Source organism: Labrenzia sp. R5_0 (assembly GCF_017743835.1).
GTDB classification, from domain to species: Bacteria; Pseudomonadota; Alphaproteobacteria; order Rhizobiales; family Stappiaceae; genus Roseibium; species Roseibium algicola.
On record NZ_JAGHRK010000012.1, the window covers coordinates 1 to 13,146 of the forward strand.

Consider the following 13,146-nt stretch of genomic DNA (forward strand, 5'->3'; position numbering starts at 1 on the left):
TTCAAATATCTCCGGACGCATAACTACCTGACATTTCGCTAGAATACTCGCATCTCAGGAGGGCAACGTTCATTGTTCGGTTTCCTCGCAATAGGAATCGTTGAGGTCTTCTGGTTCTCTCGCAACAAGGACAGAACAGAGCTGTTACAAATGCGAGCACATCGACCGTACATTTGATTGTCCGGAAAAGTGGTTATTTTTTGTTTTTGACACTAGGGAGTTCTTAATCCCTTTTGCGCACTCGTCAAATTATTGCGATACACAAGCCAAACCAAAGGTGCGAATACCCCTATCGCGACAACGCTAAGCCAGCCCCAATTACGTTCTACAGTCTCTACTATCGCAACACCAAACACATATCCAAACGCAACTAGCAACGTGGTCCACAAGGCAGCGGATCCTGCGTTGAAAACAGTGAAACGCAACCAGGACATATTGCTTAACCCGACCGGAAATGCGCCGATCGTTCGCATACCTTTTGGATATCGGTACAAAAAAATGTATTTGGCTCCGTGCCTCGCAAGCAAGCCTTCAGCTCGTTTGACAATCACACCTAATCTTGGCAGCCGGCTTGTCAAATAGTCACCATATCGCCGCGCAAGATAAAACCGTGCTTCATCACCTAAGTATCCGCCAAGAAAGGATGCCGCAGATACTGCAAATATCGAAAGATCATCAGTGCTGGCAAAGATAGCAGCAAACAGCGGCAGAGCCCCACTTTTCATCGCACAATAAAAAAATAGTATCCCGTATACCAAGTACGAATTTACTCTGATCCATTCTTCAAGTGCGTCCATCGACTATACCCAGCCAACATATCGGTACTGTACATACGACGTTGGAACTGTGTTGGATTGTTTTTCCAAGGTAGCAGTGAGAGGCCCTCTGCGAGGGCCGTCTTTTTCGGCCGTAAGGCCATTCTCAAAAAGGTTGAATTGTCACGAGCGGGATCAGGCCGCCTGTAGTTGTTGGACGTATGCTGTGGAACCTCGTTTGGTCGCGGCGATCCAATCAATGGGTTGCTCTGCCTTCAAAAAACTTGCCGAAATATTCACCTGAATTGCCTTCTGGATTTCTTTTTAAGCTCTCGATTGTCAGGGTGCACGCCAAATCCTCCTTTATTTAATTCAAGGACCATCAACGGAAGAAATGTAAGCATATCAGTTTGTTGCAGGAGAAAGATAAAATTTTAGACAAGTCTAATTAGAATTATAGTAAAATGTAATTCAAATATTAGTTTATATTTCTTTTTATTTGACTCAATACTTACTGAGAAGCTTTTATTAAAATAAAATTCAAGATGACATCGTGAAGCCAGCCTTAAGGGAGGGCTTTGGGATGAAAAGACTACAAAATATACTTCTGCCAACAACTTTTCTGGCATTGTTGGTAACTTCTTCCGCGTCTGCGTCAGCCGATACCGGGCGCTTTATGGACATGAAACAAGACGTCAAAGCACCCATCGGATACGTACAGTTTTGCCGAGACAACATTGGTGCTTGTTCAAATGAACGCTATGAGCCGGTCGTCGTAAAATTGACGGAAGAAAGATGGCAGGAATTGCTCGCGATTAACACGGATGTAAATCGTCGTGTTCGGCCAATGACCGATGACGATCTCTATGGCAAACCAGAGTATTGGACCTACCCAGACGACGGATATGGAGATTGTGAGGAATATGTCCTTGAAAAGCAACGAGAGCTTCTAAATGCGGGATGGCCGCGCAGCACTCTGCTAATCACCGTCGCAAAGGACCTCCAGAATGGTGGTCATGCTGTGCTGACAGTCCGCACGGACTACGGGGACATGATATTGGACAACCAAGCTGAAACAGTTCTGCCTTGGTATTCGACGCCGTACCGATACATTAAACGTCAATCTCCGTATTCCGCCGCGCTTTGGACCGGGATTGACGACGCCCGCGTGACCACTGTTGCCAGCGTACCAAGGAAGTAACGGTTTACTCTAGACGTCCTGGAGCCTTCCTCTGGGACCGCGGTCTTAATTGATGCGCAGAACAGTGAGGAAGGAGCCCGCTGATTAGGCTTCGGAATTAGTTGCGTTTTTAGGGTCGCAGCTTCTTTGGACATCATGATCAGTTCGAAAAGCTGCACATCTAATCAGGAGAAGCGTTTCTGCAAAGCGGTGTTCACGGCTTCTGATAGCAGCACAAGAATGATGATCGCCAGCGTCACCGTCGCTGCCTTGTCGTACTGAAACGAGCGGACGTAGGTCTGAATATATAGACCGATGCCGCCTGCGCCGACGACGCCGAGGATCAGGCTCTCGCGCAAATTCAGTTCGAACCGGAAGACGGTATCGCGCAGAACCAGCGGCGCCATTTGCGGCCAGATCCCCCAGCGCAGTTGCTGTAATCTGTTGGCGCCCGCGCTTTCCAGTGCCTTCACCGGTTCGGGCGAGACGGTATCGATCGCCTCTGCGTAAAATTTCGCCAGCATGCCCGTTGCGTGAAATGTCACTGCCAGGATACCGGGCAACGGTCCAAGGCCGACTGCACCGACCATCAGCATGGCAACCAGGATCAGCGGAATTGCCCGCACGATCGCAAGCAGCGATCGGACGGGCCGCCAGATTGCCGGCGGAACCAGTGTTTCCGCTGCCAAAATGCCAAGAACGACGGAAAACAGGACGGCGAAGAAAGTTCCCAGAATGGCAATGCGCAGGGTCTCCGCCAGACCTTGCAAAACTTCCGGCCAAATGGACATGTCTGGCGGCAGCATCCGGCCGAAAAATTCGCCCAGGCGCGCCTTTGCGCCGGGGAGCTTTTCCAATCCCATATCTGCGCTTCCCAGTGACCACAAGATGGCAGCGGCCAGCACAAGCCAGGTCACGGTGCGCGACATCAACTCACCACACGCAGTTCGGCGCTCGGAGACGCGCCATGATAAAGCTCCGAAATATCGGCAGCGCTTACCTGCCCCGAAGGCCGGTCGAAGAGCAGTTTGCCGTCGCGCAGGCCGATGATGCGATCGGCGAAACGCTGTGACAGCTCCGGCTGATGCGAGCTGAAGACGACGGTGATGCCGCGTTTGCGGGCAGCACCTGTAATCAGGCCGAGAATTTTCTCGGCATTGGCCGGGTCGAGATTGCTGACCGGTTCGTCTGCCAGGATCAGTTTCGGTTCCTGGGCCAGACACCGGGCGATGGCGGTGCGTTGCCGTTGTCCGCCGGAGAGTTTGTCCGCGCGGCGCGCGGCCAGATCGGTCAATCCGGTATCCTCCAGAACACCGGAGACGACAAGGTGATCGCGTTCACCGAAGCGGCTCCAGAGCGATTGCCAGGTCCGCATCCGGCCAAGCCTTCCGTTCATCACGTTCTGGTAAACGCTCAACCGGTCAACCAGCGCGAATTCCTGGAAAATGAAGCCTACCTCCGATCTTGCATCTCTCGGGGGACGTGCTGTCGCCGAGTAAGGTGTCTCCAGAACTTCTGCCGTACCGCGCCAGTTCCGCAACCGCCCGTCGAGAAGTGCCAGCAGGGTTGACTTTCCCGCCCCTGACGGCCCCAGAAACGCAACGGTCTCTCCTTCCTTCAGGGTCAGGGAGATATTCGACAGGGCTGGATGCTCATCGAACTGATGCGTAACATCGCAAAGGGCGGCGGCAACACTCATTTCAGGAAACCATAGCGCCGCGCGGTTTCGCGAACGCCTTCATAGACTTCCGGGTCGGCGGTAACGTAACCGTCCGGGCCGTAGAGATAGGCCAGCAGGTAGCGGTTTTCCGGATCGTTCAGGCTGAGCATCACCTTAACGAACTTTGCCTGCAATCCGGCATCAAGGCCGGGGCGTGCAATGACCGCATGACTCGGGATCTGTTCCGATTCCGCCAGAACCCTGACTTCTGCCTGCTGGTCCGGTGTTAAAAAGAGGTCCGCATATTGGCTCGCTCCGGAGGCATCGACCAATCCGTTTGCCATGGCCTGCATCGCCTGCTGGTATCCACCGGCAAAGAATTTCCTGCCGAAGAAGCTGTCGGCATCCGCCGCATCGGCAATCAGGCCCTCGCGGACAAACAGATCCAGCGGATAGATATAACCGGATTCCGATACAGGGTCTGCGAAGGCAATGTCACGCCCCTTGAGATCGGCAAGGGTTTCAATGCCGCTGTCCTTGCGGACGAAGACTCGTCCGGAGTAGCTGGGCTGACCCCGGTAGACTTCCGACAAAAGCGGTACCGCTCCGAGCTGATCTTCCGCGAGAACAAATGGCAGGGCGCCCATGAAGGAAATGTCAGCATCGCCGTTTCGAAGCGCCTCGACGGCGGCTGCATGGTCAAAAGTGACGAAACCGGTGACGGGGACGCTCATTTGCTCCGAAAGCCAGCCGGTGATGACTTTGATATCTCCCAGAAGCTTTTCCGGGTTCTCCTGCGGTATGAAGGCCAAGGTCAGACCCTCCTCGGCGGCAAAAGCCGGCAGGACGAAGCTGGCGGAGGCAGCGGCCAAGAACGTACGGCGGTTCAGCATCAAAACATCCTCTCGTCAATTGCGGCCTGCATGGTCTTGAACTTTTGCCATTGCTGTTCCGCGTCGCCCCAGTCACCTTCAGCGCTGGCATCGCCCACGGCCCTCAGGATGGCGCTGAGTTCATAGATTTCGGATTTTGCCGCCTGATTGGTCATCACGCTGGCGTCGGCTGCAAGATCCGGCGCAACCGTATCGATGAGCAACGCGATATTCTGGACATCGCGGGCGGGCAGAAGAGTGTCCAGGGTTGACGCGAAAGTAGTCAGCTCTTCCCAGGACAGGCGGAAGACACTGTCACGGCCTTCAAAGCGCTGATAGGGCTCTTCGCCATCGCCGATGGCTTCCAGATACGCCGTCAGGTCTGCTCGTTGCTCTTCGTCCAACCCAAGATTCCTGGTGTCGTTGAACCAATCCACAACGCTGGCCAGCGTCGGCAGCGAACCATCATGCATATAGGGGGCGGTGAAGTTAATGTTGCGCAGCGTTGGCGTTTCGAAGGCGGTAGCCGTGCCTCCGGGGAAGGGTGGCTCCGAGCTGCCGATATCGTGTGTCAGTCCATCGGTGAAATTCTGATCCGGCGTGTGGCAGGACGCGCAGGACTTGCCGTTCAGTCCTGGAAAATCAGTGTTGAAGATGGCTTCACCCTGCTTTGCCGCGTCGGAGGCCTTGTCGGTCAACCGGCCTGCCCGGTCGATTTGCGGATTCGGCAGCCAGTCGAACTCACGGACATAGGCGACTAGCGCATCAAGCTGGAACGGGGTCGGCTCCTTGCCGGCAAATTCGGTAACGATCACGTTGCGGATGAAACGGCGCAGACTGGGTTCGCGTCCGTCACGGCCATAAGGCGCGGTGAACCGTATACCGCGCATCGACGGCGTATCGAGGTGATCGTCCTTCCGGTCATTGAACATCGGATTGAAGAAGGCACCGTCGACATCCATTCCCCCGGGGCGATAGCTGAGGCCCGGAATGAAGAACTCCCTGTTGATGTCGGATCTGTTATGGCAGGTGGAACAGGCAATCCCGAGTTCCTGCGCAGGACCGCCGAAGATCTCAGGACTGTCAAACAGCATGTCGCCATAAGCGACAAGCGGCAGGTTGGCTTCGTCTTCACCGGCTTCCTCGAGTTGAAGAATAAGGCGCGGCAGCTCGCTTTGATCGGCGATGTTTGATCCCGGAGGCAATGTTGCAGGCAGTTTCACTTCCTGTCCAGAAAGGAAAACCGTTTCCGGAACAGGAGCCAGCTTGTCACGGGTTGCAAATTCTGCCGGCAGGTAGTTGGTACGAATGTAATCGGAAACATCTTTGCGGGCGTTTGCGAATTCTGACTTGTTGCTTTCCTGTCCGCCTTGGCCCAGAACGCCGCCACTGCCTAGGGACGAGTTCAGGATGAGCCATGCCCTGCCAAGCTGGCGAGCGGCAGGCTCATCGACGGTGCGAATAGCATCTTCAAAGGCGCGGTAAAGCGTTTCGGCCTTGGCCAACTCAGTGGCTGCTTCCGGAGTTCCGAGCCCGGCATCCGCATTTTCCAGGTGACGCAGTATCCCCTGAGCAACGATGACCGTTGCCGCTTCAAACAGCGCCTGCCTGTCCTGCACCTGAAGAGCACTGTTAAGAGCAGCGGCTTCCTCGTCACTTGCCCGGGAAACCGCGGCATCCGGAAGTGAGCTGCCTGGAACGGCACGGTTCCAGCTGGCTTCGATTTTCTCCCAGGGGACTGGGGAAAGGTTTCCCAGAAACAAGGTGTGCCGATAGGCGGCTGCACGTGGAGCCCAGAGGGCTTCTTTGATTGCGGTGGCTTGCGCGATGACCGGAACAAGGCAGATCACCGCGCTGGCAAGGAGAGTTTTCATAGCTACGCCTATTAAGTTTAGCTCTGGCAAATTTTCTTAGGGTAATCTAACACATTGTCAAGTGGCAAATTTCGCGGCATACACAATCACAATGAAAACAAAGAGGATGTGTTCCATTCATGACCGGTCCTTCACCCAAGGTGTCCGATAGAAGTGTCGATGAACAGGCCAGCGGGTTCGAGGCTGTGCGCACCGCGCACCAGAGTGAAATGGTCGAGGACTATGTGGAACTCATCGCGGAACTGATTCACCTGAACGGGTCTGCGCGTCCGGTCGAAATTGCCGAGCGGCTCGGTGTTGCGCAGCCGACGGTATCGAAAAATCTTGCTAGGCTGAAGCGAGAAGGACTTATCCTTCAGGAGCGCTACCGCGATATCCGCTTGACCGAGGCGGGCCGCCAACTGGCGGAAGCCTGCCGCAAGCGGCACAGGATTGTCGTCGATTTCCTGATTACACTAGGAATTTCCGCGGAAGTGGCCGAGCAAGACGCGGAAGGTATCGAGCATCATGTCAGCGAAGAGACGCTGAAAGTGTTTCAGGATTTCGTGAAAAGAAACGCGTCCGGCGCCGACTGAGCACCGCTCGAGTTGGCGGCAACTTTTCGTCAAATCAATCTTCTAAACCCAGCAAAGAGCATATTGAGTGGAATGGGACCAACCTGTGCACTCAACGCGAAGCCGCAAAACTAAATGAAACCCCGCTGTGGGTCGTGCAGCGACTTATCCTTGATCGGCCAGAAACTCTAATCGCAAGTTGTACAGCTGGCGAAGCAAGATCAGCTCCAAGGAAGAAGGCCAGCGCGAGCAATCGACCTTCGAATGAACCGGATTTAGGCATCCAACAACAGGTTGACGGTTAACCCAGAACGTTGGCTTGAACACGTCTCCGGTTTGTTCGAGCTGGCGGCATTTTGACACCTGTGAAACACCTCGGACACCTTCTAGATGCTCAGGATCAGTCCTCGAAATTCGTTCAAAATGGCGGCGATGAAGAACAAAGTTCCTAATGAAAACGGCCGGAAGCCGATTCTAAAAAAGCTGACCGACTCCTGTGTTTCACATCCGATGATTTCGGTCGGGTTGTATGTCTGTGCCGTGTCGCTGTTTTTCTTTATCTTTCCCGGTGCCGATATTTGGTCGACCGGATTGTTTTATTCAGAAGTTTTCGGTTTCTGGGCGAAGAACATGGCGTTTCTCAGAGACGTAAGGTATCTCGGCATATTTCTCGTTCAGGTGGTTGCGACTACTTGTGTTGCTGTGTTCGTTCTGAAGTTGCTTATCCCCGATCGTCCACCGCTCAGTACCCCTCCGGTGAAGGCCGTCTTGCTGGCGTAGGCTGAAGACTGCCAGTCCTAGTGATAGCACTAGACCGTATGTTCGTTGGCGAGGGCCGCTTACCCACGCTGTAGATTGTGTGGGCTCTGGAATTGGCCAGGGCGACCTACCGACCAGCGAGGGAAGACATGACAAACGAGCACGCAGCTTTCATCGGCCTAGACACATCAAAGTTGAAGATTTCGGTGGCGATTGCCGACGGCGAGCGCAATGGCGAGGTACGGTTTCTGGGCGACATATCCTCGGAACCATCTTCGGTAGCAGCAATGGTCAAGAAATTGGCTAAGCGTGGGGCAAAGCTCCACTTCTGCTATGAAGCCGGCCCTACCGGGTATGGGCTCTATAGGCAAATCGTTGAATTGGGTCACGAATGCAGTGTTGTCGCGCCGTCATTGGTACCAAAGCGTGCCGGTGATCGCGTAAAAACCAATCGTCGCGATGCTATCAGTCTTGCGAGGCTCCATCGAGCTGGCGAGTTGACACCTGTCTGGGTGCCGGATGAAGCGCATGAAGCAGTTCGCGACCTCGTCCGTGCCCGCGACGCGGCTTTCGAGGCACAAAAACAGGCGCGACAACAACTCAATTCGTTCTTACTCCGCCATGGCCGATACTATGCAGGACGGAAAGCCTGGACCCGCGCGCATGGACGGTGGCTGGCATCTCAAGCGTTCGATCATCCCGCGCATCAAATATTGCTCGCCGAATATTGTCAGACCGTTGAGGACGCCGGAGTTCGTCTTGATCGACTGAACAAACTGATTGGAGAAACTTCTTCCTCGTGGTCAATGGCCCCAGTGGTCGCCGCGTACCAGGCGATGCGCGGGGTGGCGTTCATGACAGCCGTTACGTTGGTGGTCGAAATTGGAGATGTCCGTCGGTTCGACAGCCCACGGCAGTTGATGGCTTATCTCGGACTCGTCCCTACAGAAAGTTCAACGGGCGATCGCGTCAGACGCGGAGGGATCACTAAAGCAGGCAATGCTCGGGCGCGCCGAGCGCTGATTGAGGGGGCCTGGACATACCGTTATCCAGCACGGATCAGCCCCACAATCAGCGCGAGACTGGCAGGCCTGCCGAAGTCGGTCTGCGTGATTGCTTGGAAAGGGCAAGTGAGGCTGTGCACTCGATATCGAAGACTGATAAGTGCCGGCAAGGCCAAGACAGTCGCCGTGACAGCCATCGCGCGAGAAATGGCCGCCTTCATATGGGCGATCGGGCAAGAAGTAGAGCCCCTCAGTAAACCTTGAAACAGGCCTGCTGCACGTCCGATCAGGTCCTCTTGGAAAACATTATCTGTTGATCAAAGTTGGAGGCAGGGCCGCGGTGGGGAACCCTCGATACTCCTATGTGGCAGATTTATTCTACGCCCGACACTAGACCGAGGCAGCCCCAGACGAACAAACGGAAATGCGGTAATCAACCCGCGAATAAGAGTATGCCAACCGTCGTCGAAATGCCTTGCCTCCTGCTTTGTTCAACGGTGTTGATTAGCCGCATCCGCCTCAAGGCGGCGGGGAAGTTGTGTCTCCACCTCTTGTAAACGAACATAAGAGGAGTAGTCATATGACCAATCAGCATATTGAGGTGATCACGTCGGTGGAGCGCCGCCGGCGGTGGTCGCAGGAAGATAAGGAGCGGCTTGTCGCGGCGTGCCTTGAACCTGGAGCAAGCGTGTCGGAGATTGCCCGGGCGGCGGGTTGCCACGTGAGCCAGTTATTTAGGTGGCGCAAACAACTCTGCACGATCTCCGACGGTCGGGCGTCGACGGACCGTGCAACACCCGCACCTTCGCCTGCTCCGCAATTTATCCCGGTGACAATTTCCGATGCGCGGTCTCTGTTGGCTCCGGATCAGTCGCCGGAACCGACACCGCCGCAACGTGCGCGTCGCAAGCCGAGCGTTGTAACGATCGATCTGGGCCGGGGTAAACGGGTCCGGGTCGACAGTGATATCGACACGGAAGCTCTGGGACGCATTCTCGATCTCCTGGAGCGGCGATGATCCCGGTCCCGAGCGGTGTGAAGGTCTGGCTCGCGACAGGCCATACGGATATGCGCAGAGGCTTTCCCGGCCTGTCGCTGATGGTTCAGGAGACACTGAGGCATGATCCTATGAGCGGCCACCTGTTTGTCTTCCGCGGCCGGAGCGGCGGCTTGATCAAGGTGATCTGGCACGATGGACAAGGGGCCTGCCTGTTCACGAAGAAGCTGGAACGCGGCCGGTTCATCTGGCCATCGGCGACGGACGGCACGGTGTCCATCACCCCGGCCCAACTCGGATATCTGCTGGAAGGCATCGATTGGCGGATGCCGCAAAAAACCTGGCGGCCGAGCTCGGCCGGATAGTGGAAAGCGCTGGCGTGGTGGGTACGAATGTGATTCCATCCAGCCATGCTCGATGCGGCCGAAGACCTTCCCGACGACCTTGCCAGTGCACACGCGATGATCCTCGCAGAGCGTGCGGCTCGCCGTGAAGCTGAGGCACTCGCCACCCGTGCGCAGGCGGTGAACTCGCACTCGGAAGTCCTGATCGCCCGGCTGAAGCTGGAGATCGAGAAGCTCAAGCGGGAGATCCACGGACACCGTTCTGAGCGCAAGGCCCGTCTTCTGGAACAGTTGGAATTACAGCTCGAAGAGCTGGAGGCCGATGCAGCCCAGGACGAGCTGGCGGCTGAGGTCTCGGCGCGAACATCGACCATCAAAGCGTTTGAACGCCGACGTCCGTCAAAGAAACCGTTTCCGGAGCATCTGCCGCGCGAGCGTGTTGTTGTCGCCGCACCGGAGAGTTGCCCGTGCTGCGGGTCCGCAAAGCTGGCGAAGCTCGGTGAGGATGTCACCGAGACGCTGGAAGTGATCCCGCGCCAGTGGAAGGTGATCCAGACCGTGCGGGAGAAGTTCACCTGCCGGGAGTGCGAGAAGATCACCCAGCCACCGGCTCCGTTCCATGTGACGCCGCGCGGCTTTGCCGGTCCGAACCTCCTGGCGATGATCTTGTTTGAGAAGTTTGCACAGCATCAGCCGCTGAACCGGCAAAGTGAGCGTTATTGGCGCGAGGGCATCGATCTCAGCCTGTCGACGCTGGCCGACCAGGTCGGCGCCTGCGCGGGGGCACTCAAGCCGATCCATTCGCTGATCGAAGCGCATGTGCTGAGTGCCGAGAGGTTGCACGGCGACGACACCACCGTGCCGATCCTGGCCAAGGGCAAGGCCGATACCGGCCGCATCTGGACCTATGTCCGCGACGATCGCCCATTCGGCGGCCCGAATGCCAAAGGGACGGCTCCGCCGGCAGCCCTTTATTATGCCTCTCGCAACCGGCGCCAGGAACATCCCGAGCGCCATCTGAAGAGCTTCACCGGTATTCTGCAAGCTGACGCCTACAGCGGCTACAATCCGCTGTTCAAGGTGGACCGTGATCCTGGTCCGCTGACCCAGGCGCTGTGTTGGTCACATGCGCGCCGCAAGTTCTTCGTGCTTGCCGATATCGCCGCCAACGCCAGGCGCAGGAAGAACGCTGCACCGATCTCACCGATAGCGCTGGAGGCGGTCAAGCGCATCGATGCCCTGTTCGACATCGAGCGCGAGATCAACGGGCTCAACGCAGGCGAACGCCTGGAGCGGCGGCGCGGGGACAGCGTTCCGCTTGCTGAAGGTCTTGAGGAATGGCTGCGGTCTGAGCGGAGCAAGCTGTCGCGCAGCTCCTCGGTTGCCGAGGCAATTGATTACATACTCAAGCGTTGGGACGGCTTCACCACCTTCCTTCACGACGGCCGGATCTGCCTGACGAACAATGCGGCCGAACGGGCCTTGCGAGGCTTTGCCCTCGGAAGGAAGTCATGGCTGTTCGCGGGATCGGATCGCGGTGCCGACCGCGCCGCCTTCATGGCGACGCTGCTCAACACGGCAAAGCTCAACGATGTCGACCCGCAAGCCTGGCTTGCCGATGTCCTCGGCCGCATCGCCGAAACGCCCGTATCCCAGGTCGAGGAACTGCTACCCTGGAACTGGCAGACGAAATCTGCGAGATCGGCGGCATGAGCAAATCACCAAAAACCGCCGCATCCGACAGCATAAACGAGATCGCAACGGTCCGCATCGAATTGCAGGACACCGATCCCCTGATCTGGCGCGAGGTCGAAGTGCCGACCTCAATCACCCTGAAAGTGCTGCACGACGTTATCCAGGCCGTGATGGGCTGGTTCGACCACCATCTCTGGGAGTTCACCGTCGACAAGCAAAGATACGGCCTGCCGATGGACGAAAATTGGGGAACGGAGCCACGCAGGGAGGCGGCCACGGTGCGTCTGCGCGACATACTGAAGCCTCGCAAGACGACGATCAATTACCTCTATGACTTCGGTGACAGCTGGGAGCATCGGCTCACGGTGACCGACGTCCGGAGCGGCAATCCGGCGACCCCCTATCCGTGCTATGTCGGCGGCGGTAGAAACGCACCACCAGAGGATTGCGGCGGAATTCCTGGCTTCTATGGCATGCTTGACGCGCTGGCCGATCCGAGCCATCCCAATCACGCCGACGCAACTGAATGGGCCGACGAGTACGACCCGGACACCATCGACGAACTTCCGATCAAATATGCGCTTTTGCGCATCGCAAACCGCCGCAATGCCGCCAAAGTGCGATTGACAAAGAATACCCGCTCGAAATCCGACAATTGATCAAACCGCCATCGCCGCGGTGTTCACCGGACGGTTACACCGCTCATGCCACTCCGCCAACCCTTGTTTCTGCTGTCGACTCTGGTTCTTGGCCCCGGCGTGCTCGTAAATTTGATCTTGAAGGACAATTGGGGTCGCCCGAGACCGCAACATGTGGCTGAGTTCGGCGGAGACCTACCCTATCAAACTGTCTGGAAAGTCACTGACTATTGTGACCGAAACTGTTCTTTCGTCTCTGGAGAAGCGTCTTCCGCCATTTGGTTGACTTCAGTCGCCTTTCTAGTTCCCGCTACGTGGCGCAAAGCGATGCTGCTATTGGTGCTGCCGCTTTGCTTCATCCTGTCATCCAACAGAATCGCATTCGGCGGTCACTTCCTTTCTGACACATTAATTTCCTGGGGCGTAACGCTGCTACTCATTCTCGCAGTCTTTCATCTGTTCTTTCAAAGAACGCGGCCGATTGTGAGTGATCGTTCGTTGGACGAATGGATGACAGCTCTTGGAAGATTTCTGCAACTGAGTTTTCAAAGACTAAGGCGACGGTAAGCACAGTTTTATGGAACGGCCTTTCGTTTCCCCGAGTTTGATCCTATGGGCGCTGATTTCATGCCGGAGGAGATTTGCAGCCAAAGACTTCCGATATTATGCACTGCGGCAAACGACGCGGCAGAAGGATATTTTGGATCTGGCTAACAAGCACTCAGTATACGTGTTGCAGACCCGGCTGGCTTTACCGGCGGCACGGTTCCAAATGGTAACGCACACTTGCGGTGGCCTTAGTGTAATGAAAAGG

14 protein-coding genes are annotated in these 13,146 nt (G+C 56.2%); 9 read left to right on the plus strand and 5 right to left on the minus strand.

Features of this window, described 5'->3' with window-relative positions:
• Positions 1-212 precede the first annotated feature (212 nt).
• Complete coding sequence (locus tag J7447_RS30230) at positions 213-797, minus strand: DedA family protein (RefSeq protein WP_082809966.1); 585 nt, start codon at positions 795-797, stop codon at positions 213-215.
• 541 nt (positions 798-1,338) lie between these two features.
• On the opposite strand from J7447_RS30230, the gene J7447_RS30235 reads away from it, so the two are divergent.
• A complete protein-coding gene (locus J7447_RS30235; protein ID WP_152508051.1) occupies positions 1,339-1,956 on the plus strand; it encodes a transglutaminase-like cysteine peptidase in 618 nt (205 codons plus the stop codon).
• 164 nt (positions 1,957-2,120) lie between these two features.
• Here J7447_RS30235 and phnE read toward each other — a convergent pair whose 3' ends face one another.
• Genes phnE through J7447_RS30255 form a run of 4 tightly spaced genes read right to left on the minus strand, consistent with a single transcriptional unit; the run spans position 2,121 to position 6,341 of the window.
• The gene (phnE, locus tag J7447_RS30240) at positions 2,121-2,864 is read right to left on the minus strand and encodes a phosphonate ABC transporter, permease protein PhnE (protein WP_062492091.1); all 744 of its coding nucleotides are present in this window, start codon (positions 2,862-2,864) and stop codon (positions 2,121-2,123) included.
• A complete protein-coding gene (locus tag J7447_RS30245; protein ID WP_077294817.1) occupies positions 2,864-3,634 on the minus strand; it encodes an ATP-binding cassette domain-containing protein in 771 nt (256 codons plus the stop codon). The genes phnE and J7447_RS30245 overlap by 1 nt, the downstream gene beginning before the upstream one ends.
• Positions 3,631-4,488, minus strand: a complete 858-nt coding sequence (locus J7447_RS30250; RefSeq protein WP_062492093.1) for a phosphate/phosphite/phosphonate ABC transporter substrate-binding protein — start codon at positions 4,486-4,488, stop codon at positions 3,631-3,633. Before J7447_RS30250 ends, J7447_RS30245 begins: the two co-directional genes overlap by 4 nt.
• Positions 4,488-6,341, minus strand: coding sequence for a cytochrome c peroxidase (locus J7447_RS30255; protein ID WP_077294814.1), 1,854 nt, complete (start codon positions 6,339-6,341; stop codon positions 4,488-4,490). Before J7447_RS30255 ends, J7447_RS30250 begins: the two co-directional genes overlap by 1 nt.
• A gap of 119 nt (positions 6,342-6,460) precedes the next feature.
• Here J7447_RS30255 and mntR point away from each other — a divergent pair, with 119 nt between their 5' ends.
• From mntR to J7447_RS30295, 8 genes are all read left to right on the plus strand, one after another.
• Entirely contained in the window at positions 6,461-6,916 is a 456-nt protein-coding gene (gene mntR, locus J7447_RS30260; RefSeq protein ID WP_062492097.1) for a manganese-binding transcriptional regulator MntR, read from the plus strand.
• Between the two features lie 369 nt (positions 6,917-7,285).
• Entirely contained in the window at positions 7,286-7,675 is a 390-nt protein-coding gene (locus tag J7447_RS30265; RefSeq protein WP_209010120.1) for a hypothetical protein, read from the plus strand.
• A 128-nt stretch (positions 7,676-7,803) separates the two neighbouring features.
• Positions 7,804-8,922 (plus strand): IS110 family transposase, encoded by a 1,119-nt coding sequence (locus J7447_RS30270; RefSeq protein ID WP_152508068.1) that lies wholly within the window; start codon positions 7,804-7,806, stop codon positions 8,920-8,922.
• A 316-nt stretch (positions 8,923-9,238) separates the two neighbouring features.
• Positions 9,239-9,676, plus strand: a complete 438-nt coding sequence (locus J7447_RS30275) for a transposase (RefSeq protein WP_152508069.1) — start codon at positions 9,239-9,241, stop codon at positions 9,674-9,676.
• On the plus strand, positions 9,673-10,020 hold the full coding sequence (gene tnpB, locus J7447_RS30280; protein WP_152508070.1) for an IS66 family insertion sequence element accessory protein TnpB: 348 nt from the start codon (positions 9,673-9,675) through the stop codon (positions 10,018-10,020). The genes J7447_RS30275 and tnpB overlap by 4 nt, the downstream gene beginning before the upstream one ends.
• A gap of 96 nt (positions 10,021-10,116) precedes the next feature.
• Entirely contained in the window at positions 10,117-11,712 is a 1,596-nt protein-coding gene (locus J7447_RS30285) for an IS66 family transposase (protein ID WP_228866888.1), read from the plus strand.
• Entirely contained in the window at positions 11,709-12,353 is a 645-nt protein-coding gene (locus tag J7447_RS30290; RefSeq protein ID WP_152508072.1) for a plasmid pRiA4b ORF-3 family protein, read from the plus strand. The genes J7447_RS30285 and J7447_RS30290 overlap by 4 nt, the downstream gene beginning before the upstream one ends.
• 45 nt (positions 12,354-12,398) lie before the next feature.
• Positions 12,399-12,899 carry a phosphatase PAP2 family protein gene (locus tag J7447_RS30295; protein WP_209171743.1) on the plus strand — a complete coding sequence of 167 codons (501 nt, stop codon included), beginning with the start codon at positions 12,399-12,401 and terminating at the stop codon, positions 12,897-12,899.
• Positions 12,900-13,146 lie beyond the last annotated feature (247 nt).